Source organism: Streptomyces pinistramenti, from assembly GCF_020564935.1.
GTDB classification, from domain to species: domain Bacteria; phylum Actinomycetota; class Actinomycetes; order Streptomycetales; family Streptomycetaceae; genus Streptomyces; species Streptomyces pinistramenti.
The window spans coordinates 1-25,300 of sequence record NZ_JAJCXB010000032.1; the positions used below are offsets into that span (position 1 = coordinate 1).

Here is a 25,300-nt window from a genome sequence, read left to right on the forward strand (position 1 = left end):
ATGACGGCGCCGCCGCGCCCCGGGGTGCGCCGGCGGGCCGTGCCGACCTCCAGGGGCCGCACTTCGCGCTCCCCGACGGCCAGTTCGGTGCCGAACAGCGGGCGGATTCCGGACCTGGCCGCGGCCTTGGCGAACCGGACGGCGCCGGAGAGCCCGTCCCGGTCGGTCAGCGCGAGAGCGTCCATGCCGCGTTCGGCGGCGCGCTCGGCGAGCCGTTCCGGGTGGGAGGCGCCGTAGCGCAGGGAGAACCCCGAAGCGGTGTGCAGATGCGTGAACCCCGGCATCCGCACCTCCTGTACCTCATCCGCCCCCCGGCCGATCCCATGTCCCTCTTCCCTCTCCACCATAACCCTTCGCTCGAACATTCGTACGAACACGCACGGAGGGCACCGCCGGTCCCGCTTTCCGTCGATCGGCCGCGCCCGATCTGCGCGCGCACGCCGCCGACCGGAGGATGTGGAGGCACGGAACCACCCATCACGGCGCGGCATCGGCAGGCAAGCGGCACGGCAGGACAGGGCACGACACGGCTCGACGGGGCGAGGAGCGGCGCAATGGCCACGACGGACGAGGGCACCCGCACCACCTTCATCGGAGAGGTGCGGGACGCGGTGACGCCCCGGGCCACCCTGCTGGTGGTCGGCGTACTGGGCCTGATGATCGCGTTCATCACCTCGTACGCCGGAGCCTTCCACTCTCCCGAACCGACCGACATCGCCCTCGGCGTGGTCGCTCCGGCGCAGACCCGGGGGCAGCTGGTGACCAAGCTGGACCGGCTGGACGGCTCGCCGCTCGACCCGCGCGCGGTGGCGTCGGAGGCCGCCGCGCGGCGCCAGTTGAACGACCGGAAGATCGACGCCGCGCTGCTCGTCGACCCACGCGGCAGCACCGACCGGCTGCTGGTCGCGAGCGGCGGCGGGGCCTCGCTGTCCCAGGCGGCCGAGTCGGTCGTCGGCGCGGTGGAGAAGGCCCAGGGCCGCAGCGTGCGCACCGAGGACGTGGCGCCCGCCGACCGTGGCGACGCCCGCAGCCTGTCGTCGTTCTACCTCGTGGTGGGCTGGTGCGTCGGCGGCTATCTCTGTGCCGCGATCCTGGCGATCAGCTCCGGCGCCCGCCCCGCGAACGGCACCCGGGCGGTGATCCGGCTGGCCGCGCTCGCGCTCTACTCGCTCGTGGCGGGGCTGGCCGGCGCGGTGGTGATCGGGCCGGTGCTCGGCGCGCTTCCCGGCAGCCTGTTCGCGCTGTGGGGGGTGGGCGCGCTGACGGTCTTCGCCGTGGGGGCCACGACCCTGGCGTTCCAGGGGCTGCTCGGCGTCATCGGCATCGGCCTGGCGATCCTGGTGATCGTGGTGCTGGGCAACCCGAGCGCGGGCGGCGCGTATCCGTATCCGCTGCTGCCGCCGTTCTGGCGGGCGATCGGACCGGCGCTGCCGCCGGGCGCCGGCACCTGGGCGGCGCGCTCCGTCGGCTACTTCCGGGGCAACGGGCTGACCGCGTCGCTGCTGGTGCTCTCGGCCTGGGCGGTGGGCGGCGCGGTGCTCACCACCGTGCTGGCGGCGCTGCACGGAAACAACGGGAAGCGGGCCCGGAAAACCGAGCCGCGGCCCGCCTGAACCCGGCCGCGCGCCCCGCCACACATCTCCTTCGGGCCATTACGCGGGCACCGGACCGGCATCCGGCACCCGTACGGCGGCCGGATCCGCTCCGTGGCACCCCCCTCGGCGGGATGGCCGACGGCTGCCACGCAGCGATATACCCGCTGGCCGCACACGTCAAAGCCGCCGGATCTCCACAGCATCACCACATCCGTTCACGCCATTACCCACCGCTTTCATCTATCGCCTGAAAGTCATCGACCGGTGTGCGATCACTGTGCCGTTGGGCCAGACTCCCGTCCGTTATCTGGAACTTCGAGCAAGGGAGTGTTCGGCATGCGGTACATCACTGGGGGGATCGCGCTCGGCGCGGCACTGGTTCTCGGCGCACTGGCCACCACCGCGCAGGCGGCCACCACGCCGGCCACCGCCGCGGCGCAGTCCGCCCGGACCGGTGGGCTGTACGCCCCGTCGGCCCTGGTCCTGACCGTCGGTCAGGGCGAAAGTCGCGCGAGCGCCACCGTCGAGCGTGCGGTGACCTTGACCTGCGCCCCGGCACCCGGCGGCACCCACCCCGTCGCCCGCGCGGCCTGCGGCCAACTGCGCACCGTGGCAGGTGACTTCGACCAGGTGACCGGCGCCGAGAGCACGCGGGTGTGTACCAAGGAATGGGCTCCGGTCGTGGTGACGGCGGACGGCGTCTGGCAGGGCCACCGGGTCTCGTACGCGCACACCTTCCCCAACTCCTGCGCGATGCGGGACGGCGCGGGCGCGGTCTTCGAGTTCTGACCGCCCCGGGAGCGCCGGCGGGCGGGGACGGCCTGCGCCCCGGGGGCCCACCCCTGGGGCAGTGCCCGCCCCCAGCCCGGCCAGGGGCGCGCAAGCGGCACGGCACCGGCCCCCGGACGTCGAAGAAGTCCGGGGGCCGGTGCCGTTGCCGTGCCCGGCGGCGCGGCGCGGTTCCGCGAAGTGCGGTGCCGCGACGGGCCGTTCGGGCACGGCGTGGTGTGTGCCGGTGCGGCGGGTCAGCCGATCTGGGCGCCCACGGCCTGCAGGGCCGCGGGAACCGGCTGGAAGAAGGTCTCGCCTCCCGAGGAGCAGTCGCCGCTGCCGCCGGAGGTGAGGCCGAGTGCGGACTCGCCGTCGAAGAGCGCGCCGCCGCTGTCGCCTGGCTCGGCGCAGACGTCGGTCTGGATCAGACCTTCGACCGAGCCCTCCTGGTAGTTGACGGTCGCGTTGAGGGCCTTGACGGTGCCGTCGTGCACCTGAGTGGTGCTGCCGCTGCGCTGCACCTTCTCACCGACCGTGGCCTCGGCGGCCTTGGTGATCTTCTGGGTGCTGCCGTTGTAGAGGTCCACCTCGCTGGGGTGCGCGGTGTCGCTGGTGTACTTGGCGATGGAGTAGTCGTTGCCCGGGAACTTGGAGGTCTCCGTGGTGGCGATCTCCTGGCCGCCCTGCTGGTCGGACCAGCTCTTCACGGCATTGCCGCAGTGACCGGCGGTCAGGATGTACGGCTGGCCGTCCTTGACGACGTTGAAGCCGAGCGAGCAGCGGGCGCTGCTCCCCCAGATCGCGTCACCACCGGCGATCAGAGGCTTGATCTCGCCCTTCGAGTGCCGGAGTTCGACGCGGTCGCCGAGCCCCTTGGTGACCTTCGTGAGCTTGGCGAGCGCGGCGCCCTTGACCGTGCGGTCCGCGGTCACCACGACCTTGTTGCTCCGGGGGTCGACGCCCCAGGAGGTGCCGGGGATGGTCGCCTGCGACTTCAGTGTCTGACGTGCCGAGTCGAGCTGGGCCAGCGAGTGCTTGACCAGTCTGGCCTCGGCGCCCTTGGCCTGGACGGCGTGCGCGGCCGACTCGTTCACGACGTTGACCACGAGCTTCTTGGCCTGTGCGTCGTAGTACGAGCCGACGGTGCCGGTCTTGAACTGCGAGGCGAGCGAGGTGGCCGCGGCCGGGCTCAGCTTGGCGACCTGCGGAGCGGGGGCTGCGTTGGCGTTGGTGAGGGTGAGTGTGGCGGTGGCGGCGAGAGCCAGTGCTCCCGCTCCGGCCAGAACCGCACGGCGCTGGGGTATGCGACGGTGCTTCAACTCAATGCCTCCCGTGGGGGGAAGGGCCCGCCGTGTGGGGACTGCGCGGGCCCGGAGAGTGTGAGGAACAGGTCACAGACGGGCGCCCCTCGCTCGATCACCTCGGGGAGTCGCGTCCATGCCAACGTGCGTCGCCGAGTATTCCCACCCCGCTCACTCGCGCACAAGACCGAGTTCCGGTCTCGGGTACGGGAGTTCACCGTTTCGGCACAGCGCGTTCACACCGATATCCGCGCACGTCGCTCCCGAGTGCGGACACCGGTGACCACACCGAGCAGCCGATGGCACGCACCCGGTAAGGACTACACCTGTCCGGAAACCATCGGTCCGGATCACTTCACTCCGGATACCGGACGGGGCTCGTGGCATCGGCGCCGAACACCGCGCCGGCCGACCGCCGTTCAGGCACACAGGCGGCAACGGCCCCAGCGCTGGGTGGCATTGGAGGCGGAAGAGGCAGCAGAGTCGCGGCGCGGATCCGGCGGCCGGACGCGCGAGCGGGCCCCGCGGCGATGTTGCCGCGGGGCCCGTCGGGTCCGGCCGGAATCAGTTGATCTTCGGTGAGCTGCTGCTTCGAGGGCTCCCGCTCAGGGCTTCAGGAGCCCGTCCCCCGCTCCCTCTCCCCTTGTTCCGGGCCGCCCGGCTCGCTCTCGTCGTCCGGTTCCCGGCCCGCCTCCAGGTAGTGGTCGGGGGCGAGTGCCGGGTCCGGGCCGAGGGGCGTGGGTGAGGTGGGGTCGGTGAGGGGGGCGGGGTTGTCCGTGACGAGGTCGGCGATGTAGGTGCCGTGCGGGTCCGGGGGCGGGGCGGCCGGTTCTTCCTGCGGCCGGGGGCGGTCCGCCCCGGCCGCGGCGCGCACCGTCTCGGCCTCGGCCTGGAGGCCGGAGCGTTCCAGGAAGCGCAGCAGCTCCACGGGGAAGGGCAGCACCAGCGTGGAGTTCTTCTCCGCGGCGACGGCCACCACGGTCTGCAGCAGCCGCAGTTGGAGCGCGGCCGGCTGCCCGGACATCTCCTGGGCCGCCTCGGCCAGCTTCTTCGACGCCTGGAGTTCGGCGTCGGCGTTGATGACCCGGGCCCGCCGGTCACGGGTGGCCTCCGCCTGGCGTGCCATCGAGCGTTTCATCGTCTCCGGCAGCGAGACGTCCTTGATCTCGACCCGGTCGATCTGCACGCCCCAGCCGAGCGCCGGGCTGTCGATCATGACTTCGAGGCCCTGGTTGAGCTTCTCGCGGTTGGAGAGCAGTTCGTCCAGGTCGCTCTTGCCGATGATCGAGCGCAGCGAGGTCTGCGCGACCTGGGAGACGGCGAAGCGGTAGTCCTCGACGGCGATCACCGCGTCGGCGGCGTCGACGACCTTGAAGTAGACCACCGCGTCGACGCGGACGGTGACGTTGTCCCGGGTGATGCCTTCCTGGGCGGGCACCGGCATCGTGACGATCTGCATGTTGACCTTGCGCATCCGGTCGACGAACGGAACGATCATGGTGAATCCGGGGTCGCGGACCGACGAGGTCAGTCGGCCGAGCCGGAGCACCACACCGCGTTCGTACTGCCTGACCACCCGCGCCGCCGCCAGCACGTAGACGACACCCACCGACGCGACCGCCACGCCGCTGGTCACCAGTTCTTCCAGCATCGAAGCCCCCTGACATCCGCCATCCGTCCGGGTTGCTGCTCTTTACCATGGTATGCCCGGTTTACGGAGCAGGCGGTAGGTCGACGGGCCCTGTCCGCCGGCGGACAGGGCCCCGCCCTCCCGGACCCTCGCCCGGTCGCGCTCGGATATCAGCAGGTCAGGAGCGGTGCGTACGGGCCGCTCCGCGCCGTCAGTAGACGCTCACGCCGTAGGCGCTGAGCGCCTCGGTGACGGGCTGGAAGAAGGTGGTGCCGCCGGAGGTGCAGTCGCCGCTGCCGCCCGAGGTGAGGCCGAGCGCCGTGGTGCCGGAGTACAGCGGGCCGCCGCTGTCGCCGGGCTCGGCGCAGACCGTGGTCTGGATGAGTCCGGAGACGATGTCGCCGTTGCCGTAGTTGACGGTGGCGTTCAGGCCGGTGACCTTGCCGCTGTGGGTGCCGGTGGTGGAGCCGCGGCGGGTGACGGTCTGGCCGACGCTCGGGGTACCGGCGCTGGTGATGTCCTGGCCGCCGACCGTCCCCTCGTGGCCGACCGATGAGGTGTACTTCACGATGCCGTAGTCGTTGCCGGGGAAGCTGGAGCCGGTGGTGGTGCCGATGCTCGTGGTGTTCGTGGAGTTCGTGTACCAGGGCGGGTTGCCGTCGGTGCAGTGACCGGCCGTCAGGAAGTAATAGGTGCTGCCGCTGCGGACGTTGAAGCCGAGCGAGCAGCGCCAGCTGGGGGCATAGATGGCGTCGCCGCCGGAGATGAGCTTGCGCAGGGTGCCGGAGGTGCGCTCGATGCGCAGGGCGCCGGCGTTGCCGCCCGCCGCCCGCTCGATCGAGGCGATCTCGGCGCGGGAGACGGTCCGGTCGGCCGTGACGACCAGGGTGCGGGTCTGCGGGTCGACCCGCCATGCGGTGCCCCCGACGTCCGCGGAACGCACAGCGGAACCGACGGCGGAGAGCTGGGAGGCGCTGAACTTCTGTGCGGGTGCGGGGTCCTGGGCGTTGGCGGTCGGGATCGCGATGGCTCCTACGGCCACCAGTCCTGACGCAACGGCGATCAGCCGGGTGCGTCTCGCCACGCCGCTTCTGGGTCTGATACGCGCATTCCTCACGTGATTCCTCCGAGGGGATCGATGGGCCGCCGATGGTGGCCCGTGAGGCGCAGCCGAAGGGCACGCGGGAATCCGCACGTTCCCGTTTCCGCGTGTCCCTGACAAGCGCTGATCGGGAGTGTCGGGCGCAACGGCCCGCAGCGCAAGAGGGCCTGGGAAGGCGTGGGGCAGCGGGGACGGCAGGGGCCCAAGGGCAGGAAAAACCGTCGGCACAGGGACATGCACCGTCCCGGCGCCCCCTTCCGGGAACGCCGGGACGGCCGGTGACCCCCTCGGTCGGGGGTGTGACGGATCAGCTCGCGCTGCGGTTCCGTTCACCGGCCCGCAGGGCGATGGGCAGAGTGTTGCCGGGCGGCGGGAAGGGGCAGATGAAGTGGTCGGCGAAGGCGCAGGGCGGCAGCAGGACGCGGTTGAGGTCGACGGTGACCGTGCCGTCGGCTGCGGGGGCCGGCGGCCGCAGGAAGCGGAAGCGGTAGCTGTCCGTGCCGCTGGTGGCGTCGGCGAGCACCGCCCACAGGGAGCCGTCGCCCTCGACCGCGACCTGGAGGGTGTGCTCGTCGCCGTCGAGGGTGAAGGCCAGTTCACCGGCGAGACCGAGGCCGCGCCGCGCGCCGTCGGCGTTGGGCACCTGGACGGTCCTGCCCTGCGGGTAGGGGCGGTAGAGGCCGGGGCGCACCCAGCGCTCGTCGTGGTCGAAGACGTCGATGCCGGTGAACGCGGTACGGGCCGCCGAGCCGGGGTCGAAGTCGCGTACCGCCCACAGCCCTTCGCGGTGCAGCACCAGGAAGTGGCGCGCGCCCTGGGTGACGCGGGTGGTCTCGGGCGCGGTGTCCCGGCCGAGCCGTACCTCGCCGTCGAGGGGTGTGCCGTCGACGGCGAGGCCGTCGGCCGCGGCGGCTCGCAGCAGGACCGCGTCGCCGTCATCGGTCCAGCGTCCCGGGAGTCCTTCGATGTGCCCGTCGGGGTGGTCGGCGAGCCAGTGGGTGCCGGTCAGGGCCAGGGGCCCGTACGGCTGGGTGACCGTCGCGGCGCGCTGCTCGCGCCACTCCTGCCACTCCTGAAGTGCTTGCGTGCTCATGACCGGTCACCCTTCCCTACCGGACGTGCCGGGTCCGGCAGCCCCAGGTGTGAGCGCAGGGTGGTGCCGGTGTATTCCGTGCGGAAGACGCCGCGCTCCTGGAGCAGCGGCACGACCCGGTCGACGAACGGGTCGAGGCCGCCGGGGGTCAGGTGCGGCACGAGGATGAAGCCGTCGGCGGCCTCGGACTGCACGAAGGTGTCCATCTCTTCGGCGACGGCTTCCGGCGTGCCGATGAAGGACTGCCGGCCGGTGGTCTCGATGACGGTCTCCCGGATGGACAGGCCCTTGGCCTGCGACAGCGCGCGCCACCTGTCGGCCACCGCCTTCGGGTCGGCGATCTTGACGCGGCCCTGGGCGAGTTCGGATTCGGGGACCGGGTCGATGTCGGGGAGCGGCCCTTCGGGGTCGTAGGCGGAGAGGTCGACACCCCAGATCTGCTCCAGTGCGAGCAGCGCGTTCTGCGGCGACACCTGCTGTCTGCGGATCTCGGCGGCCTGCTGCTGGGCCTCGGCGGCGGTGTCGCCGAGCACGAAGGTGACACCGGGCATGATCTTGAGGTCGTCCGGCTTCCTGCCGTACGCCGCGAGCCGGGCCTTGACGTCGGCGTAGAAGGACTGCCCGGCCTCCAGGCCACTGTGCCGGGTGAAGATCACGTCCGCGGTGGATGCGGCGAACTCGCGGCCTTCGGACGAGTCGCCCGCCTGGATGACAACGGGGTGACCCTGCGGGCTGCGCGGGAGCGTGAACTCGCCGCGGATGTCGAAGTGGGTGCCGGCGTGGTCGAAGGGCCCGGGGTGTCCGTCGGCGGCCTGGGAATCCCACAACTCCCGTGCGGTGGCGACGAATTCGGCGGCCCTGGTGTAGCGGTCGGCGCGGTCGAGGTAGCCGCCGCGGCGGAAGTTCTCGCCGGTGAAGGCGTCCGATGAGGTGACGACGTTCCAGGCGGCCCGGCCCTCGCTGAGGTGGTCGAGCGAGGCCAGCCTGCGGGCCAGTTCGTAGGGCTCGTTGAAGGTCGCGTTGACGGTGGCGGCCAGGCCGAGCCGGTCGGTGACGGCGGCCAGCGCGCTCAGCACGGTGAGCGATTCGGGGCGGCCGACCACGTCGAGGTCGTGGATGCGGCCCTTGTGCTCGCGCAGCCGCAGCCCCTCGGCGAGGAAGAAGAAGTCGAACAGGCCGCGCTCCGCGGTGCGGGCGAGGTGGGTGAAGGACGAGAAGGCGATCTGGCTGCCCAGGGCGGGATGCCGCGCGGCGTCCGGGCCGGCGCCGGCGGGCGGGGCGTCCGCCCAGACGGTGGTGTTGTTGACACCGGGGAAGTGCGCCGCCAGGTGGATCTGCTTGCGGGCACCGGGCTGCGGTGCGGTACGGGGCGTGGTCATCACGAAGCCTCTCGGGCGAGCGCGTAACGGTTGGCGGGGCGGGGCAGGCCCAGGTGCTCGCGCAGCGTGGCACCCGGGTAGGCGCGGCGCAGCAGGCCGCGCTCCCGCAGCACCGGGACGGCGGTGTCGACCAGGAGACCGAGGTCGCGCGCCGGGTCGGCGGGCCGCAGGTGGAAGCCGTCCGCCGCGCCGTCGGCGTGCCAGTCGCCGATCAGGTCGGCGAGCCCGGCGGCGTCGCCCGGTGCGTACAGCTCGACGGGCAGCGAGGCGAGGACGACCAGCCGGTCCGGGTCGCGGCCGTGCGCGCGGGCGCGGGCGCGCAGGTCGTCGCGGGCGGCGCCGGCGGTCTGCGGGTCCTCGGCCCTGACCAGCGCGACATCCGCGTGGGCTGCGGCCACTTCGCGTACGGCGTCGGCGGCCCCGTCGTCCGCGCCGGTCGCGTCGACGACGATGACCGGCCGGCCCTGGGGCGGGCGGGGGACGATGGAGGGGCCGCGGACGGTGAAGGTGGTGCCGGTGAAGTCGACGTAGTGCAGCTTGTCGCGGTCGATGAAGCGGCCGCTCGCCCGGTCGCGGATCTCGGCGTCGTCCTCCCAGCTGTCCCACAGCCGGGCGGCGACGTCGGCGACCTCGCCCGCCTCGCGCCACACCTCGGCCGGCGGGGCGGCGGGCCGCCGGCCGAAGAGCGCGGCCTCGGCCTCGGTGGTGGACACGTCGGCCTGCCAGCCGGCCCGGCCGACGCTGACCCAGTCCAGGGTGCTGACGGTGGTGGAGACGTGGAAGGGCTCGGTGTGGGTGGTGGTGACGGTGGGGACCAGGCCGATGCGTGCGGTCGCCGGCGCCACCCGGGCGAGCACGGCGAGCGCGTCGGGGCCCGGCCGGGCGAAGCTGTCGCCGAGGGTGACGAAGTCGAGGGTGCCGTGCTCGGCGATGCGGGCGAGGCGGACGTAGTGGTCGGCGTCGTAGCGGCGCGCGCCGTCGGGGCCGGGGGGCTCCTGGCCGGCCGGGTGCGGGCCGTCCAGCGCGACGGCCAGGTGGAGCGGGTGTCGTGGTGCGGACATGGGTGTGCCTTCCGTTACGCCGGGTCAGTTCGCTGTCTTGGGCAGGCCGGGCGGGTTGACCTGCGAGGTCGTGAGGGCTTCGGCGGACAGTCCCCAGCGGTCGAGCACCTTCGCGTAGCTGCCGTCGGCGATGGTCTTGCGCAGCGCTGCGGCGTACGCGTCGGCCAGGCCGCTGCCCTTCTTCGTGGTGGCGGCGATCTTGCCCTGGATGCGGTCGCCGCCCCCGGAGAAGTGCCCGATGCTCTCGGTCTGCCCGGCGGTCTTCACGTGGTAGGCGACCGTCGGGTTCGGTCCGAAGTACCCGTCGATACGGCCCGACTGGAGGGCCAGGTAGGTGTCGGAGTTCTTCTGGAAGTACTTGATGTCGACCGGCTTGCGCCCGGCCCGCTCGTTCTGCTCACTCCAGTCGACGAGGATCTTCTCCTGGTTGGTGCCGGAGCTGACCGCAATGGTTCTGCCCGCGACGTCCTTGGGGCCGCGGACCTTCCAGCCGCTGCCCTTCTTCGCCTCCATGGCCAGCTCGTCGAGCCGGTAGGTGGCGAAGTCGTACTTCTGCTTGCGGTCCTCGGTGACGGTGACGTTGGAGAAGACGGCGTCGAGCTTGCCGCTGTCCAGGCCGACGAAGAGGTTCTCCCAGGACAGCGGGTCGAACTGCGGCTTCAGGCCGAGGGTGTCGGCGACGAGCGTGGACAGATCCTCCTCGACACCGATCAGGGTCCGGTCGTCGGAGGCGTAGAAGCTCAGCGGCGGGACGCTGCCGGCCTCCACACCGATGCGCAGCGCACCGGCCCTGCGGACGCGCTGCGGCACCAGGGCAGCGGCCGCCGCGTCCTTCTTGCCGCGGATGCGGTGCTGGTCGGGGCCGATGTTGAGGGTGGAGCCCTTCGCGCCGGCCGGTACGGCGTCGTCGCCCGACGCCCGGCCGTCCCCGCAGGCGGTGAGCAGGGCACAGCCAGCGGCGAGGGCGGCGACGGCGGACAGGGTGCGGCGGCGGATCACGGGGCTGCTCCTCAAAGGGGTTGTCCGGGCGGTTCTCCGGGTGGTGCGCATGTCACAGGACCTTGGAGAGGAAGGACTTGGTGCGCGCGTGGTGCGGGCGGTCGAGGACCTCGGCGGGCGGGCCCTGCTCGACGATCCGGCCGTCGTCCATGAAGACGACGGTGTCGGCGACCTCGCGGGCGAAGCCGATCTCGTGCGTGACGACGATCATCGTGGTGCCCTGATGGGCCAAGTCCTTGATGACGTCCAGGACTTCACCCACCAGCTCCGGGTCGAGGGCGGAGGTCGGCTCGTCGAAGAGCAGCAGCTTGGGCTCCAGCGCGAGCGCGCGGGCGATGGCGACGCGCTGCTGCTGGCCGCCGGAGAGCTGCCGCGGATAGGCGTCGGCCTTGTCCACCAGGCCCACCCGTTCCAGCAGCGCGCGGGCCGTCGCGGTGACGTCCTTCCTGGGGCGGCGCAGCGCCGACACGGGCGCTTCGGTGATGTTGTCCAGGACCGTCAGGTGGGGGAAGAGGTTGAAGTTCTGGAAGACGAAGCCGATGTGGGTGCGCTGCTTGAGGATCTCGCGCTCGCGCAGCTCGTACAGCTTGTCGCCGGAGCGCCGGTAGCCGACCAGCGTGCCGTCCACGCTCACCGATCCGCTGTCGACCTTCTCCAGGTGGTTGATGGTGCGCAGCAGCGTCGACTTGCCCGAGCCGGACGGGCCGAGCACGACGGTGACTTCGCCGGCCCTCACCTCCAGGTCGATGCCGCGCAGCACTTCCAGCGATCCGAAACTCTTGTGGACGGCCTTGATATCGACCATGGCGGGGGCGCTCATCGGGTCGTGCCTTTCGCGAAGTGGCGCTCCACGTAGTGCTGGAGTATGGAGAGCACGCTGGTCAGGAGGATGTACCAGGCGGTGGCGACCATGAGGAGGGGCACCACGCGGCCGTTGCGGCCGTAGATGACCTGGACCTGGTAGAAGAGTTCGCCGATCGCCATGACCGAGACGATCGAGGTGCCCTTGAAGAGGGAGATGACCTCGTTGGCGGCGTTCGGCAGGATCGAGCGCATCGCCTGCGGCAGCACGATCCGGCGCAGCTGCCGCAGCCGCGGGATGCCCAGCGCGGCCGCCGCCTCCAACTGGCCGCCGTCCACGGCCAGTACGCCGCCGCGCACGATCTCCGCGGCGTAGGCGGCCTGGTGCAGCGCGAGGCCGAGCACCGCCGCGCCCAGCGCGCCGACCAGGCCCATGGTCTCGAAGGAGAAGATGCCGGGCCCGAACGGGATGCCGAAGTCGAGCCGCTTGTAGAGGTAGGCGAGGTTGAACCAGAACAGCAGCTGGACGATGAGCGGGATGGAGCGGAAGGCCCAGATGTAGCCGAGCGCGACCCAGCGCAGGAAGGGGCTGGCCGACAGCCGCATGAAGGCCAGCACGATACCGAGGGCGAAGCCGATGGCGGTGCCGTAGACGGTCAGCTGGAGGGTGATGCCGACCGCCTTGAGCACCGTCTGCGCGGTGAAGAACTGGGCGAACACCCCCCATTCCCAGGCCGGGTTGGTGATCAGCCCGTGGGCGAACTGGGCGAGGAGCACGGCGGTGACCGCAATCGCGACCCAGCGCCAGGGATGCCGTACGGGCACGACCTTCAGCGCCGCCGGATCGCCGGCCTGCGGTGGCCCGGCCCGCTCGGCTGCGGTCTTTTCGGCGGGCGGTTCAGTGGTCAGCGGCATGGGAGTCCTCGGATGTGGGTGCGGTGCGGGCGGCGACGGCGTGCGGCCAAGGGGCCCGCTGCGCCAGGAAGGCGAGCAGGGCCCGTGCGCTCGCGTCGTTCTGCCGGAAGGCGGGGGCGTTGGTGCGGGGCCGGGTGAAGGCCCCGCCGGAGCGGGCGTCGGTGTGCGGGCCGAGGGCGAAGCGGCGCGGGTGCGGGCGGCCTGCCCGGTCCAGGATCCGGCCGTCCGCGGGGTGCACGGACAGCAGCCCGGCGGGGGTGGCCGCCGCGCCGTCGGCGTGCAGCGCGCGCAGCAGGCTGTCCCGTGACTCCGTCACGGTCGGCTCCGGCAGCCGCGCCTCGACCAGCGCGCGGGCCGTTGTCACCGCGCCCGGCACGCTCGCCGACCGGGCCGTGAACCGTCCGGCCCACTCGTCGGCGGTGACGGTGGTGTCCGCGCCGAGGAAGCGCACCACGCCGGCCCGGGAGAGGGCGAGCAGCCGGTGCAGCCGGGGTCCTGGCGGGCCGGATGCGAGGAAGCTGAAGAAGCCGTGCCACCACGGGCCGCGGTCGCCGAGCCGCACCAGCTGACCGTAGACGGACAGCAGACCGAGGAAGACCGCCAGGTCGGGGCTGTGTGCCGGGTCGTGGCGGCGGGTCAGGTCGTCCTCGATGTGGCCGCGCAGGGCGTCCTGGAGCGCGTCGGTGTCCCGGTAGCGCAGGCCGGCCAGCGGGTGGTCGAGCGCGTCCAGGTCGAGCCGGTCGGCGGGGTCGGGGACCGCGGCGGCGGCCAGCGCCCCGAGCGCCGGGCTGCCGGGTTCCGCGGCGGCGTAGCGCTCGTCGAACTCCGGCCAGGGGATCCGGGTGCGTTCGGGGTGGGCGGAGAACAGCCGGTGGTAGTGGGCGAAGCCCAGCTCCTTGTCGATCAGCGGCCACACGTCGCGCCGGAAGTCGAAGCCGTCGGGGCGGGCGAGCAGGGCGTCGATCTGGGCGGGCCCGAGGAACCGCGGCAGCGGCGGGCGGGCACCGTCGAGCTCGTAGCCGATCTTGGAGTGGTAGGGCACCCCGCGCCGCGAGCCGACGTGCAGGACGGGCTCGCGCCCCGAGGGGTGGTAGGTCAGCCGGCCGTCGGCCTCGGTGCGGTACGTGCCGCCGCGGCCTTCGGTGAGCAGCACCATCAGGTCGATGAAGGCCAGGCCGAAGCCCCGCACGAGCACCGGTTCGCCGGGCCGCAGGGCGCTCAGGTCGCTGTCGGCCGTGAAGTCGGGCGGCAGGTACGTCAGGCCGTTGCGTGTCGCGAAGCGAGCCAACTCCCGTTGTTCTGGCGGGGCTTGGGCGTCCAGGTGACCCAGGGTGAGAACGACGAGGTCGGCGGTCAGCGGCGTGGGGCGGCCCTCCAGCCAGACCTGCTGCCTGCCGTCGCGCGGCCCCACGACCCGTACGGCGCGGCGGCGGTGCTCGTGGACGGCGATCCGCGGCGGCAGCGCGGCCACCGCCCGCTCGTACACCCAGCCCAGGTAAGCGCTCTGGATCCGGCGGCCGGGGAACTCGCGCGGCCCGAGACCGGCGACGGCGGCGGCGAGCGCGGACGGGGTGCGGATCTCGCCCGTGCGCACCGCTGCGGCCCACTCGGCGAGCGAGGGCCCGGGACGCACCGGGCCGGCCATCTCGACGCTCTCGTCGGTGAACATCGTGACGTCTTCCGCGAGCGAGTTCATCCACAGCAGCGGGGACTGGTCCCGGCGCCAGATGCGGCCGCCGCCCGGCGGGTACGGGTCGACCAGATGCAGGTCGAGGGGCGCGTCGCCGTACAGCTCAGGGGCGTTGGCGGCGATCCGCTCGATGATGCCGGTGGCCCGCGGCCCGGCCCCCACGATCACCACGGACGGCCTCACCGCGCACCCGCCGTCCCGCGGGCGTAGTGCCGCTCGACGAAGTGCTGGCCGACGCCGAGCACCGAGGTGACCGCGACGTACCAGAGGGTGGCGACCAGCAGCATCGGGATGACCTGGTAGGTGCGGTGGTAGACCAACTGGACCGAGTAGAGCAGGTCGTTGACCGCGATCACGCTGACGATGGAGGTGCCCTTGAGGGTGCCGATCAGCATGTTGCCGGCCGGTGGCACGATCGCGCGCATCGCCTGCGGCAGCACGATCCGGCACAGCCGCCGCCAGGGCCCGAGGCCGAGCGACTGCGCGGCCTCCAGCTGCCCCTTCTCGACGGACAGGATGCCGGCCCGCACGACCTCGGCCGCGTAGGCGGCCTCGTGCAGGGTCAGGCCGATGACGGCGATGGCGGCCGGGCCGAGCAGCTGGACGGTCCTGACGCCGAGGATCGTCGGGTACAGCGCGCCGATGTTGAACCAGAACAGCAGCTGCACCAGGACCGGCATCGAGCGGAAGAGCCAGACGTAGCCCGAACTGACGCCGCGCAGCACGGGGTTGGCGGAGAGCCGCATGGTGGCGAGCAGGGTGCCCAGGGCGAAGCCGAGCACCATGACGACGCCGGTCAGCCAGAGGGTCAGGCCCAAGCCGCGCAGCACGGCGTCGGTCAGGAAGTAGTCGGCGACCACGTCCCACCGGAAGGCGTCGTTGCGTACGACGGAGCGGACGGCCAGGGCCAGCAGCAGGAGGACGACGGCGGCCGCCGCCCACTGGCCGACGGGGCGCCGCGGCACGATGCGCGGGACGTCGGGATCCGGGGGATGCGGGCCGCCGGACGGGGCCGCGGCGGATGCGGCAAGGGTGTCGAGGGTGCCGGAAGACATGCGAAGGCTCCGTGGATTCGTGATCGAACACGGGAGATGAGCGCCTTCACACAGGCAGAACGGCCCCGCCCCTCAGCACGGCCGTCCCATGAGGCTATGGGGTGAACGGCCCTCGCTGTCAAGGGTGTCCACGTGGTTGTCCACACTGTGAGCGGTGGATCACTTCCCTGTTGACGCGCAAACGGATGCCTGTTCCACTTAGCGGCATGAACGCATGGCAGCGGCTGGTCACCCGTGACCACATCGACTTCGGTCGCGTGTGGTCGTCCTCCTGTTGAGCTGACGCCCTGCCCTGAAGCCCGCTGCCGCATCCGGCCGGGCCGATCCGCGGTTCTCTCCCCCGCCACCGCGCGCCTTCACACCCGCGCCGCCCCGCGACGCACTCCCCTCGCACTTCCTCGCTTTCCCGTTTCCCCCTTCCTTCCTTCCCTCCCTCCCTCTCCCCTGTTCCTTCGGCATGCTCGAAGAAGGGCGCGGTATGCGCTTCGGCGTCATGACACTGATCGACCACGTCCCGGACGCACTGTCCGGGCACCTCATCTCCCCCTCCGAAAGGTTCCGCGAAGTCATCGAACTCGCGGTGCTGGCCGAGGAGTTGGGCTTTGACGCGTTCGGCGTCGGGGAGCGGCACGGACCGCCTTTCCTGTCCAGCTCGCCGCCCGCCGTCCTGGGCGCCATCGCCGCCCGCACCCACCGCATCCGGCTCTTCACCACCGTCACGGTGCTCTCCACCCTCGATCCGGTACGGGTCGCCGAGGACTACGCGACCGTCGACCAGCTCTCCGGCGGCCGCCTGGAGATGACCATCGGCAAGGGCAACGCCCCCGAACCATGGGCCCTGTTCGGCCGCGACCCCGGCGACCAGTACGCGCTCCAGGAAGAGAACTACGAGCTGCTGCGCCGGCTGTGGAGCGAGGAGAAGGTCACCTGGTCAGGCAGCTTCCGGCCGCCGCTCGGCGAGGTCACCACGCTCCCCCGCCCGTACCAGCGGCCACCCGCCGTCTGGCACGGCAGCGCCACCAGCGAACGCTCGGTGGAACTCGCCGCGCTCTGGGGCGACCCGCTGTTCTCCGCCAACGCCATCCAGCCGGTGGCCAATTACGCCCGGCTCATCGACCGCTACCGCGCCCGCTGGGCGGCCTACGGACACGATCCGTCGGCCGCACTGGTCGGCTCCGGCGGCACGCTCTACGCCGCGGCCGACGACCGCACCGCCCGCCGCGAGTTCGGGCCGTACTACGAAACGGCCGTCGCAGGACGCGACGTCCCCGGCAACAACACGCCGTTCCGCACCGTGGACGACGCGGCCGACCACGGCCCCGCCTTCATCGGCTCCCCCGGCCGGATCGCCGACAAGATCCGCCACCAGCACGACGCCTACGGCCATGCGCTCCAGTTCTTCTCCGTCGAGGTCGCCGGCCTGCCGTTCGCCCGCAAGGCCGACGTCCTGCGGCTGACCGCCGCCGAAGTCCTGCCCACGCTGCGCCACGAACTGCCCGACACGCTGGCGTGGCCGAACCCGTCCGTGGCCGCTTCCGACGGCCCGGCCCTCGCTGCCAAGGTGGCCGGATGACCACCGCACCCCGCCCGCTGCGGGCCGACGGACCGACCGTGCGCCACACCACCCCCACCGACCCGCTCGCCCGGCCACTGCTCGACGAACTCACCCACGAATACCGCACCCGCTACGGCCACCCCGTCGACCTGAGCCAGGAGTACCCGGCCGAGGAGTTCACCCCGCCGCACGGAGGCGCCTTCCTGCTGCTCATGGCGGACGGCGTGCCGGTCGCCGGCGGCGCCTTCCGCCGCTACGACCTCCGCACCGCCGAACTCAAACGCATCTGGACGCACTCCGCGCACCGCCGCCGCGGCCTGGCCCGGCGGGTGCTCGACGCACTGGAACGGGAGGCGGCGGCGCGCGGCTACACCCGCGTCTGCCTGACGACAGGACCGCGCCAGCCGGAGGCCAGGGGCCTCTACCTCGCTGCCGGATACCGCCCGCTGTTCGACCTCACCGCACCACCGGAATCGATCGGCCCGCTGCCGTTCGAGAAACCTCTGGAGACCGCGCGCCCATGACCACCCCCACCACCCGCCGACGGCCGCGCACCCCGCCCCTGCGGGCCGCGGCCCTGCTCGCCGCCGCCCTCGCGCTCACCGCCTGCGGAGCGGGCGGCCCGGCGGCCGGCGCCGGCGACCCGGACCCGGCCGCCGCCAAGATCCCCACCACGGACGTCGTCTCGGGCATCCCGAAGGACCCGGCAGCCGCGAAACTGCTGCCCGCTGCCGTCCGGTCGCGCGGCACCCTCGCGCTGGCCACCAGCGTCGGCACCCCGCCGGGCGCCACCTACCTCCCGGACGGCCGGACGGTGGCCGGCCAGGACATCGACTTCGCCGACGCGGTCGCCAAGGTCCTGGGCGTCAAGCTCACCCGCGAGGTGGCCGGCTTCGAGGCGATCCTGCCGGCCCTCGGCAGCGGCAAGTACGACCTGGGCACCGGCAACTTCGGCGTCACCGACGAGCGCCGCAGGGCCGTCGACTTCGTCACGTACATCAACGACGGCCAGGGTTTCGCGGTCCGCGACGACAGCCCGCTGAAGAAGGTCACCTCGCTGCGGCAGCTGTGCGGGCTGACGGTGGCCACCGGCGCGGGCACCACCTTCGAGGCGACCCTGGAGGACCACCGCAAGGACTGCACCGCCGCCGGGAAGAAGCCCTACGACGTCAAGACCTACGCCGAACAGGGCGCACTGTGGATCTCCCTCCAGCAGGGCCGCTCGGACGTGGTGATGAGCACCATCAACGGCCTGCGCTACGCCGTACGCCAGCAGCCGGGCCTGCGCTTCCTCAACGAATTCCAGCGCCTTGACGTCGGCTTCGCCTTCAAGAAGGGCAGCCCCCTGACCCCCGCCGTGCAGGCGGCCGTCAACCGGCTGAAGAAGGACGGGAGGTACGACCGGATCCTGAAGAAGTGGGGCACCTCCGCATCGGCCATCAAGACCTCGCAGATCAGCCCGCCGGAACTCGGCCGCTGAACCACAGCGGCGCGGGCGGCCGCCCCCACCGCTCGCGCCCCGCCTTCCGCCTCACACCGGTACGCCCGCATCCGGCACCGTAAAGCCGACACCCCCGGTATCCGATGCTTCGGACATATGCCCAGGTCTCCCCACGGAACCGACCCGCCGGTCGAACGGAATCCCCGGCCGGACCGCGTATCGACAGCACCCGCCACCCGCCTCTATCGTGACGTCCGTCACGCCGTCAGTTCCCCTCACAGCCCCGGGACCTGACGTGACGCCACCCTCTCTGCACCAGATGTGTCACGAACCCCCCGTGCGGCGGCTATCCACTTGGCACTCCCTCCGCATCATGGACGACCATAGAGAGGCGGACATACAGACACCGCGGGTGAGAGGAGGCGTCCATGGGATCGGTGCGCAAGGCGAGTGCCTGGCTTGGCCTCGTCGACGACAACGATGACGAGCGTTACTACGACGACGACTACGCCGAGGGAGCTGAGCCCGGAAACCCGGCGAGCGGCTCCTGGGCGACCGACCCACGGCTCCGGGTCGCCGAGAGCAGCCCCCAGGACCAGAGCAGCACCCGCATCGCCACGGTCACCCCGGACGGATTCGGGGACGCCCGCGGCATCGGTGAACTGTTCCGGGACGGCATCCCGGTGATCGTCAACCTCACGGCCATGGATTCGGCCGACGCCAAGCGCGTGGTGGACTTCGCCGCCGGGATCGCCTTCGGCCTGCGCGGCTCGATCGAGCGGGTCGCCACCCGGGTCTTCCTGCTCACCCCGGCCGACTACAAGGTCGTCAGCGGCGAGAACGAAGGCCACCGCAATGGCGGCTTCTTCAACCAGAGCTGAGGACGGGCGGCAGGGGCGGCGGCTCACCACCGCCCCGCCCCCTCGGCTCAGCGGAAGGCGTCGAGACCGGTGAGCGCCTTCCCCAGCACCAACTGGTGCATTTCGACGGTGCCTTCGTAGGTGAGCACCGATTCGAGGTTGGTGGCGTGCCGCATGACCGGGTACTCCAGGGAGATCCCGTTGGCGCCCAGGACGGTCCTGGCGGTGCGGCAGATCTCGATCGCCTCGCGAACGTTGTTCAGCTTGCCGAAGCTGATCTGCTCGGGCCGCAGCCGCCCGGCGTCCATCCGCACGCCCAGGTGGTGGGCGAGCAGCATCCCCTTGTGCAACTCGACGGCCATGTCGGCGAGCTTGGCCTGGGTGAGCTGGAAGCCGCCGATGGGCTTGCCGAACTGCTCCCGCGTCCTCGCGTAGTCCAACGCCGCCTCGAAGCAGGCGCGGGCGGCGCCCAGCGAGCCCCAGACGATGCCGTAGCGGGCGTGGCTCAGGCAGCCGAGCGGGCCGCGCAGCCCCGTGACGCCGGGCAGCACGGCATCGGCGGGCAGCCGCACCTCGTCCATGACCAGCTCGCTGGTCACCGAGGCGCGCAGGGACCACTTGTGCTTGATCTCGGGAGCCGAGAACCCCGGGGTGTCCGTGGGCACGACGAAGCCGCGGATGCCGTCGTCGGTGGCGGCCCAGACCACCGCGACCCCGGCCACCGAACCGTTGGTGATCCACATCTTGCGGCCGCTGAGCACCCAGTCGCCGCCGTCCCGCTTCGCGTACGTGCGCATTCCGGCCGGGTCGGAACCGTGGTCGGGCTCGGTGAGGCCGAAGCAGCCGATGACCTCGCCGGACGCCATCCGCGGCAGCCACTGCTGCTTCTGCTCTTCGGAGCCGTAGCGGTGGATCGCGTACATGGCGAGCGAGCCCTGTACGGAGACCAGCGAGCGGATGCCGGAGTCGGCCGCCTCCAGCTCCAGGCAGGCCAGTCCGTACTGGACGGCGGAGGCGCCGGCGCAGCCGTAGCCGGTCAGCGACATGCCCAGGGCGCCGAGCGAGCCCAGTTCCCTGGCCAGTTCGCGGATTCCGGGGAGTTCGCCGCGCTCGTACCAGTCGGCGATGTCCGGCAGGATCCGGTCGGCGGCCCACCGGCGGACGGTGCCGCGTACGGCGCGGTCCTCGTCGGTGAGCAGGTCGTCGATGCCCAGCGGGTCGGCGGGGTCGAACGGCGGGAGCGTCGAGGGCGGCTTTGCGGACATGACGGGGCCTCCGGGAGGATCGGCACGCGCGAAAACTAGCAGTGGTAGTTATGGCTCGTGCCGACGGTACGGCCCGCCGCGCCGCGCGGGCAAGAGCCGCCGCGCCTCAGGTCAGCCGTGGGACCTCGCCGCGGCGGGCTCGCTGTCGCAGCCCGCGGCGTTGTCGCCCTCCGCGCGCTCCACGGAGTCCGCGGCCCGGCGCGGCAGCCGCAGTGCGATGGCCGCGCCGACCAGCAGCAGCACGGCGCTGGCGACGAGCGTGATGTGCAGGCCGCGGACGAAGGCGTCGCGCGCCGTCTCCCGCAGCACCTCCCGCGCCGGACCACCGAGCCCGGACGCCACCTTGTACGCCTCGCCCAGGGAGTGCGAGGCCGCGGCCGCCGCCCGCGCCGGGACGCCGTCCACATGACCGAGACCCGGGGCGTAGGCGGCGTTCATGACGCTGCCGAGCAGGGCCACCCCGATACCGGCGCCGAGCTGGTAGGAGGTCTCCCCGATCGCGGCCGCGCCGCCCGCCTGCTCCGGCGGCGCCTCGCTGAGCATGGACTCGTACGCGCCGAACAGCGTGCTCTGGAAGCCGAATCCGAGCAGCACGAAGCCGAGGGAGAGCAGCCAGAAACGGTCCTGCGCGTTCATCGCGGTCAGACACAGCACCGCGCCCGCGGTGAGCACGAAGCCGCAGGAAACCATCACGCGCGGGCCGACGGCCTGTAGCACCCGGGAGCCGGTGAGCCCCGCAGCCATCGCGGCGAAGACCAAAGGCAGCATCCGCAGGCCGGTCTGCAACGGCGTCAGCCCGAGGACGAGCTGGAGGTACTGAACCGCTATCAGCTGCAGGCCCACCAGGGCGAGCATCGCCAGCACGATGCAGCCGACGGAGGTGCCGAACGCGGGCCGCGCGAACAGCCGCACGTCGATCAGCGGATGCTCCCGCCTGCGCTGTCTGCGGGCGAAAAGGACCAGCAGCAGGGCGCCCAGGACGATCGGCCCGAGCGAGGTCAGGCCGAGAACGGCCGTACCGCTGCCGATGCGCTTGACGCCGAGGACGACACCCAGCACGCCGAGGGCCGCGATGACCGCGCCGGTCACGTCCCACGGGCCGTTGCGCTCGCCGCGCGACTCGGGCAGCATCCAGCGCCCGATCAGCAGCATCACCAGCATCATCGGGATGTTGATGAGGAAGACCGAGCCCCACCAGAAGTTCTCGACGAGGAAGCCGCCGAGCACCGGCCCGACGGCGGCGCCGACCGCGGCCACCGCGCTCCAGACGCCGATCGCCACCGCCCGCTCCCGCCGGTCGGGGAAGACCTGACGGAGGATCGACAGCGTGGCCGGCATGATCATGGCGCCGCCGATGCCGAGCAGCGCACGCGCCGTCATCAGGATCTGCGGATTCGGCGCGAGGGCGGCGGCGGCCGATGCGAGGCCGAACAGGCCATAGCCGAGCAGGAGAATGCGCCGGCGTCCCACGCGGTCGCCGAGGGTGCCGAACAGGATCAGCAGCGACGCCGCGATGAGCGGGTAGACGTCGACGATCCACAGCAGTTCCACCGGGCCGGGACGCAGATCCTCGGTGACGGAGGGCACCGCCACGTACAGGATCGTGGTGTCCAGCGCGACGAACAGCAGGCTGACGCAGAGCACGATCAGCACGGTCCACCGGTTCGCGCCGTCCCCTGAGATCCGGGGAGCACCAGCCGACCTTCCCGTGCCGGACGGGGTCGTCCCGGTCATGCACGCACCTCCTGTCATGCTCTCGCGGCCGCGGATCAGGGCGCGAAAAAGCCCCGGGGAAACCGGCGGCACGGGCGAGTTGAGACGTCAGACTACGCGAGTCGCGCAGGGGCACGTGTGGCTCACCTCTCGATGAGACGCGCATCGCAGCACCAGGAGTTGCGTCCCCCCGCGGCGGCACCGCGCTCTCCCCCCACCTGGATAATCGACCCGATGAACGACCTCGCCTCCACCGCCGCCCCCGGCCGGACGCTGTGCCGCCCCGCCACCCGGGCCGCCGCGCGCCGCGCCCTGCCGGCGGTGGCGGCGTTCGCGGCGATCCGCCTCCTGGGCATCGCCGTGCTCGCCGTATGGTCCGCCGCCGCAGGCAACAACTGGCACACCCTGCTCACCGCCCGCTGGGATGCGCTCTGGTACACCCGCGTCGCGGAGCTGGGCTACGGCTACACCGTCGAGCCGGTGCCCGGCCTGATCCACTCCAACCTCGCGTTCTTCCCGCTGCTGCCGTGGCTGGAGCGGGGCCTGTCGGCACTCTTCCCGCTGACCGCCGCCGACGCCGGGATGGCCGTCGCCTGGCTGTCCTCCCTCGCCGCCGCCTGGGCGCTGTACGCGATCGGCGAGCGGCTGCACGGGCCGCGGGCCGGCATCGCGCTGGCTGCGCTGTGGGCCGCACTCCCGATCGGCATCGTGCAGTCGATGGCGTACTCGGAGTCGCTGTTCACCGCGCTGGCCGCCTGGGGTGTGTACGCCGTACTGACCGGACGCTGGATGTGGGCCGGCGTACTGGCCTCGCTGGCCGGGCTGACCCGCCCGGTGGGCGCCGCGGTGGTCGCTGCCGTGTGGGTCACCGCGGCGGTGACCGTGTGGAACGACCGGGCGGGCGGCGCGAGTCTTCGGTCGAGCGCGGCCCGGCACCGCGGGATGGTGGCGGGTGTCCTGCTGGCGCCGCTCGGCTGGTGCGGCTTCTTCCTGTGGGTGGGCGCCCGGCAGGGCAGCTTCACCGGCTACCTCGACGTCCAGGGCGGCTGGGGCAACGGCTTCGACGGCGGCATCGCCTTCGGCACCTATCTCTGGGGCCTCGTGTCGGGCCCGGGTTTCGCCGTCGGCCTCGCGCTGCTGACCGCCGTCGTGCTGGTGATCTGGCTCTACGTCCACGGCGCACGGCGGGGGCAGCCGCTGCCGCTGCTGGTCTACGGCGGGGTGGTGCTGCTGCTCGCGCTGACCGCCAAGGGTTTCTTCGGGTCGAAGCCGCGGCTGATACTCCCGGCGTTCACGCTGCTGCTGCCGCTCGCCGCCGGCCTTGCCCGGTGGCGGCCGCTGCGCGCCGGACTGCTGATCGGGGTGGTGGCGGTGGCGTCGGCGGCATACGGCGCGTTCTGGCTGAACGGTTCAGGCCCTCCGTGACCGAAAGATCTCTCTCCGTGACCGCCGCGGCCGGGAAACGATCACCAACAGGCACACCCATCACGGATAAACGGTCGTGAGGAAAAGCAGATAAAGCTCTCGGCGCGGCGACACGCGGATGCCGGTACGGGAATCCGATTCCCCATGAATTCCGTTCCGATTCCGCGCTTCCCGGGATGGCTTGAGACACATTCCACATCACATCGTCATTACAAAGCGCACGGATTGACCAAGCACCTACATCACACGCGGTAACGTCGATTGAGTGCGTACCGATGACAAGCTCGACCAGATGGAGGAGCGCCCGACCGACCGCGCCCGACCACGCATGACACAGACCCGCCTATGGCTGTTCTGGGGCACGCTGGCGGTGTACCTCGCGATCGTGGCCGGAGTGCTGGCTTCCACATGGCTGGTCACCTTCGACTGGCAGGTCATGCTCTTCCGGCCCTACAAACAGTGGCCGTCGATCCATGCCTTCCTCGACTACTTCGTGGTCCTGGGCCAGCGCGGACCGACGGCACTGGCCGTCGCGGCATGGCTGGGCTGGCGCTGCTGGCGGCAGCGCAACCTCCACCCGCTGCTGGTGCTGGGCGCCTCGCTGCTGCTGCTGAACATGACGGTGGGCGCGGCCAAGATCGGCATGGGCCGGCTCGGACCGCACTACGCGACCACGGTCGGCTCCACCGAGATGTGGCTCGGCGGCGATATATTCCCGTCCGGTCACACCGCCAACGCCGTGGTCACCTGGGGCGTGCTGGCCTATCTGGCGACCACGCCGCTGCGCCGCCGCACCCTGTCGGTGATCGCCGCACTGGGCGCGCTGGGCGTCGGCATGACCACCGTCTACCTCGGTACGCACTGGGTCAGCGACGTGCTGCTCGGCTGGGCTGCGGGGCTGCTGGTGCTGCTGGCGCTGCCGTGGTTCGAGCCCGCGATGACCTGGGCGGAGGACCGCCTCATGGGCATCCTGCTGCGGCTGTGGCTGCGACTGCGCCCCGATTCGCTGCGCGGCCCGCTGCCGGTCGGTGCGTCGGCCGGGCTGTCGCCGCAGCGTGTGGCACCGGACGGCGAGATCCTGCTGCGCGAGGCGGTCCCCGCGCCCCCCGGCGGCCGTGGCACCGCCACCCGCGCCCCGGACGGCTGGCCGCACCACCCGGCGCGGCCGCACACCTCCCGCGCGGAGCGCTCGCCCGTCACCCCGGCGGGCAGCCGGCGGCCGCCGCACGCGGACCGCGTCCCGCGCACCCCGCCGCTGAGCCCGACCTCCGGGCGCGGCCACAGCCAGAGCCCCTGACCCACCCACGATCCGCGGGGCCGGTACGCACACCCACCACCCCGCACCGAAGGCCCCGGCCGCTCCTCCTGGAGCGGGCCGGGGCCTTCGTCGTCTTACGGAGCGCGTACGGCCCGGTCAGCCCTTCCAGCTGCGGTGCACCCGGCCGTCCTTGACCTCGAAATTGATCCGGCCGCCGAGGTACTCCATGGTGATCATCATGCCCGGCGGCAGCGAGCGGACCGTGGTCCAGCCGCGCTCGCGGGCCCGCTCCTCGGCGTCCTGCTGGTCGAGGCCGACATAGGTCTCGATGTCGTCATCGGGTTCGTTCGGAAGCTGTGGTTCGGGAGCCATGACAGTCACCGTAGGCGCC

23 protein-coding genes are annotated in these 25,300 nt (G+C 72.1%); 8 read left to right on the plus strand and 15 right to left on the minus strand.

Annotated elements, in window-relative coordinates; translation table 11 throughout:
- Positions 1 to 284: PHP domain-containing protein (locus LIU39_RS21185; RefSeq protein ID WP_227048390.1), on the minus strand; the 284-nt coding region annotated here is incomplete at its 3' end.
- Between the two features lie 270 nt (positions 285 to 554).
- Here LIU39_RS21185 and LIU39_RS21190 point away from each other — a divergent pair.
- Positions 555 to 1,613 carry a YhgE/Pip domain-containing protein gene (locus tag LIU39_RS21190; protein WP_227048391.1) on the plus strand — a complete coding sequence of 353 codons (1,059 nt, stop codon included), beginning with the start codon at positions 555 to 557 and terminating at the stop codon, positions 1,611 to 1,613.
- Positions 1,614 to 1,931: 318 nt separating this feature from the next.
- Positions 1,932 to 2,384, plus strand: coding sequence for a subtilase-type protease inhibitor (locus tag LIU39_RS21195; protein WP_227048392.1), 453 nt, complete (start codon positions 1,932 to 1,934; stop codon positions 2,382 to 2,384).
- A 236-nt stretch (positions 2,385 to 2,620) separates the two neighbouring features.
- Here the strand turns inward: LIU39_RS21195 and LIU39_RS21200 are convergent, their stop codons facing one another.
- The 11 genes from LIU39_RS21200 to LIU39_RS21250 all read right to left on the minus strand — a co-directional run bounded on the left by LIU39_RS21200 (position 2,621) and on the right by LIU39_RS21250 (position 15,392).
- Complete coding sequence (locus tag LIU39_RS21200; protein WP_264483080.1) at positions 2,621 to 3,685, minus strand: S1 family peptidase; 1,065 nt, start codon at positions 3,683 to 3,685, stop codon at positions 2,621 to 2,623.
- Positions 3,686 to 4,280: 595 nt separating this feature from the next.
- Entirely contained in the window at positions 4,281 to 5,318 is a 1,038-nt protein-coding gene (locus LIU39_RS21205) for a slipin family protein (RefSeq protein WP_227048393.1), read from the minus strand.
- A 190-nt stretch (positions 5,319 to 5,508) separates the two neighbouring features.
- Positions 5,509 to 6,414 carry a S1 family peptidase gene (locus tag LIU39_RS21210; protein WP_227048394.1) on the minus strand — a complete coding sequence of 302 codons (906 nt, stop codon included), beginning with the start codon at positions 6,412 to 6,414 and terminating at the stop codon, positions 5,509 to 5,511.
- 292 nt (positions 6,415 to 6,706) lie between these two features.
- Entirely contained in the window at positions 6,707 to 7,492 is a 786-nt protein-coding gene (locus tag LIU39_RS21215; protein ID WP_227048395.1) for a DUF1684 domain-containing protein, read from the minus strand.
- On the minus strand, positions 7,489 to 8,871 hold the full coding sequence (locus tag LIU39_RS21220) for an NtaA/DmoA family FMN-dependent monooxygenase (RefSeq protein ID WP_227048396.1): 1,383 nt from the start codon (positions 8,869 to 8,871) through the stop codon (positions 7,489 to 7,491). Before LIU39_RS21220 ends, LIU39_RS21215 begins: the two co-directional genes overlap by 4 nt.
- Positions 8,871 to 9,932: an LLM class flavin-dependent oxidoreductase gene (locus LIU39_RS21225; protein ID WP_227048397.1), complete on the minus strand. Its 1,062-nt coding sequence runs from the start codon at positions 9,930 to 9,932 to the stop codon at positions 8,871 to 8,873. The genes LIU39_RS21220 and LIU39_RS21225 overlap by 1 nt, the downstream gene beginning before the upstream one ends.
- 24 nt (positions 9,933 to 9,956) lie before the next feature.
- Complete coding sequence (locus LIU39_RS21230) at positions 9,957 to 10,982, minus strand: ABC transporter substrate-binding protein (RefSeq protein ID WP_227048398.1); 1,026 nt, start codon at positions 10,980 to 10,982, stop codon at positions 9,957 to 9,959.
- A 1-nt stretch (position 10,983) separates the two neighbouring features.
- Positions 10,984 to 11,751 (minus strand): amino acid ABC transporter ATP-binding protein, encoded by a 768-nt coding sequence (locus LIU39_RS21235; RefSeq protein WP_308409403.1) that lies wholly within the window; start codon positions 11,749 to 11,751, stop codon positions 10,984 to 10,986.
- Complete coding sequence (locus tag LIU39_RS21240; RefSeq protein WP_227048399.1) at positions 11,748 to 12,647, minus strand: amino acid ABC transporter permease; 900 nt, start codon at positions 12,645 to 12,647, stop codon at positions 11,748 to 11,750. The genes LIU39_RS21235 and LIU39_RS21240 overlap by 4 nt, the downstream gene beginning before the upstream one ends.
- On the minus strand, positions 12,631 to 14,520 hold the full coding sequence (locus LIU39_RS21245) for an FAD/NAD(P)-binding protein (protein WP_227048400.1): 1,890 nt from the start codon (positions 14,518 to 14,520) through the stop codon (positions 12,631 to 12,633). The genes LIU39_RS21240 and LIU39_RS21245 overlap by 17 nt, the downstream gene beginning before the upstream one ends.
- Positions 14,517 to 15,392: an amino acid ABC transporter permease gene (locus LIU39_RS21250; protein WP_227048401.1), complete on the minus strand. Its 876-nt coding sequence runs from the start codon at positions 15,390 to 15,392 to the stop codon at positions 14,517 to 14,519. The genes LIU39_RS21245 and LIU39_RS21250 overlap by 4 nt, the downstream gene beginning before the upstream one ends.
- 478 nt (positions 15,393 to 15,870) lie before the next feature.
- Here LIU39_RS21250 and LIU39_RS21255 point away from each other — a divergent pair, with 478 nt between their 5' ends.
- From LIU39_RS21255 to LIU39_RS21270, 4 genes are all read left to right on the plus strand, one after another.
- Entirely contained in the window at positions 15,871 to 16,965 is a 1,095-nt protein-coding gene (locus tag LIU39_RS21255; protein ID WP_227048402.1) for an LLM class flavin-dependent oxidoreductase, read from the plus strand.
- Positions 16,962 to 17,471, plus strand: coding sequence for a GNAT family N-acetyltransferase (locus tag LIU39_RS21260; protein ID WP_227048403.1), 510 nt, complete (start codon positions 16,962 to 16,964; stop codon positions 17,469 to 17,471). The genes LIU39_RS21255 and LIU39_RS21260 overlap by 4 nt, the downstream gene beginning before the upstream one ends.
- Positions 17,468 to 18,427: an ABC transporter substrate-binding protein gene (locus LIU39_RS21265; protein ID WP_227048404.1), complete on the plus strand. Its 960-nt coding sequence runs from the start codon at positions 17,468 to 17,470 to the stop codon at positions 18,425 to 18,427. The genes LIU39_RS21260 and LIU39_RS21265 overlap by 4 nt, the downstream gene beginning before the upstream one ends.
- Before the next feature lie 389 nt (positions 18,428 to 18,816).
- Positions 18,817 to 19,269, plus strand: a complete 453-nt coding sequence (locus LIU39_RS21270; protein ID WP_227048405.1) for a cell division protein SepF — start codon at positions 18,817 to 18,819, stop codon at positions 19,267 to 19,269.
- A 47-nt stretch (positions 19,270 to 19,316) separates the two neighbouring features.
- Here the strand turns inward: LIU39_RS21270 and LIU39_RS21275 are convergent, their stop codons facing one another.
- Together LIU39_RS21275 and LIU39_RS21280 are read right to left on the minus strand one after the other, a co-directional pair.
- Positions 19,317 to 20,513: an acyl-CoA dehydrogenase family protein gene (locus tag LIU39_RS21275; protein WP_227048406.1), complete on the minus strand. Its 1,197-nt coding sequence runs from the start codon at positions 20,511 to 20,513 to the stop codon at positions 19,317 to 19,319.
- Positions 20,514 to 20,624: 111 nt separating this feature from the next.
- Complete coding sequence (locus LIU39_RS21280; protein WP_227048407.1) at positions 20,625 to 22,247, minus strand: MFS transporter; 1,623 nt, start codon at positions 22,245 to 22,247, stop codon at positions 20,625 to 20,627.
- Between the two features lie 213 nt (positions 22,248 to 22,460).
- On the opposite strand from LIU39_RS21280, the gene LIU39_RS21285 reads away from it, so the two are divergent.
- Together LIU39_RS21285 and LIU39_RS21290 are read left to right on the plus strand one after the other, a co-directional pair.
- Positions 22,461 to 23,651 (plus strand): putative hexosyltransferase, encoded by a 1,191-nt coding sequence (locus tag LIU39_RS21285; protein ID WP_227048408.1) that lies wholly within the window; start codon positions 22,461 to 22,463, stop codon positions 23,649 to 23,651.
- Between the two features lie 265 nt (positions 23,652 to 23,916).
- A complete protein-coding gene (locus LIU39_RS21290; RefSeq protein WP_227048409.1) occupies positions 23,917 to 24,948 on the plus strand; it encodes a phosphatase PAP2 family protein in 1,032 nt (343 codons plus the stop codon).
- 117 nt (positions 24,949 to 25,065) lie between these two features.
- Here the strand turns inward: LIU39_RS21290 and LIU39_RS21295 are convergent, their stop codons facing one another.
- On the minus strand, positions 25,066 to 25,281 hold the full coding sequence (locus LIU39_RS21295; protein WP_227048410.1) for an I78 family peptidase inhibitor: 216 nt from the start codon (positions 25,279 to 25,281) through the stop codon (positions 25,066 to 25,068).
- Between the last annotated feature and the right edge of the window lie 19 nt (positions 25,282 to 25,300).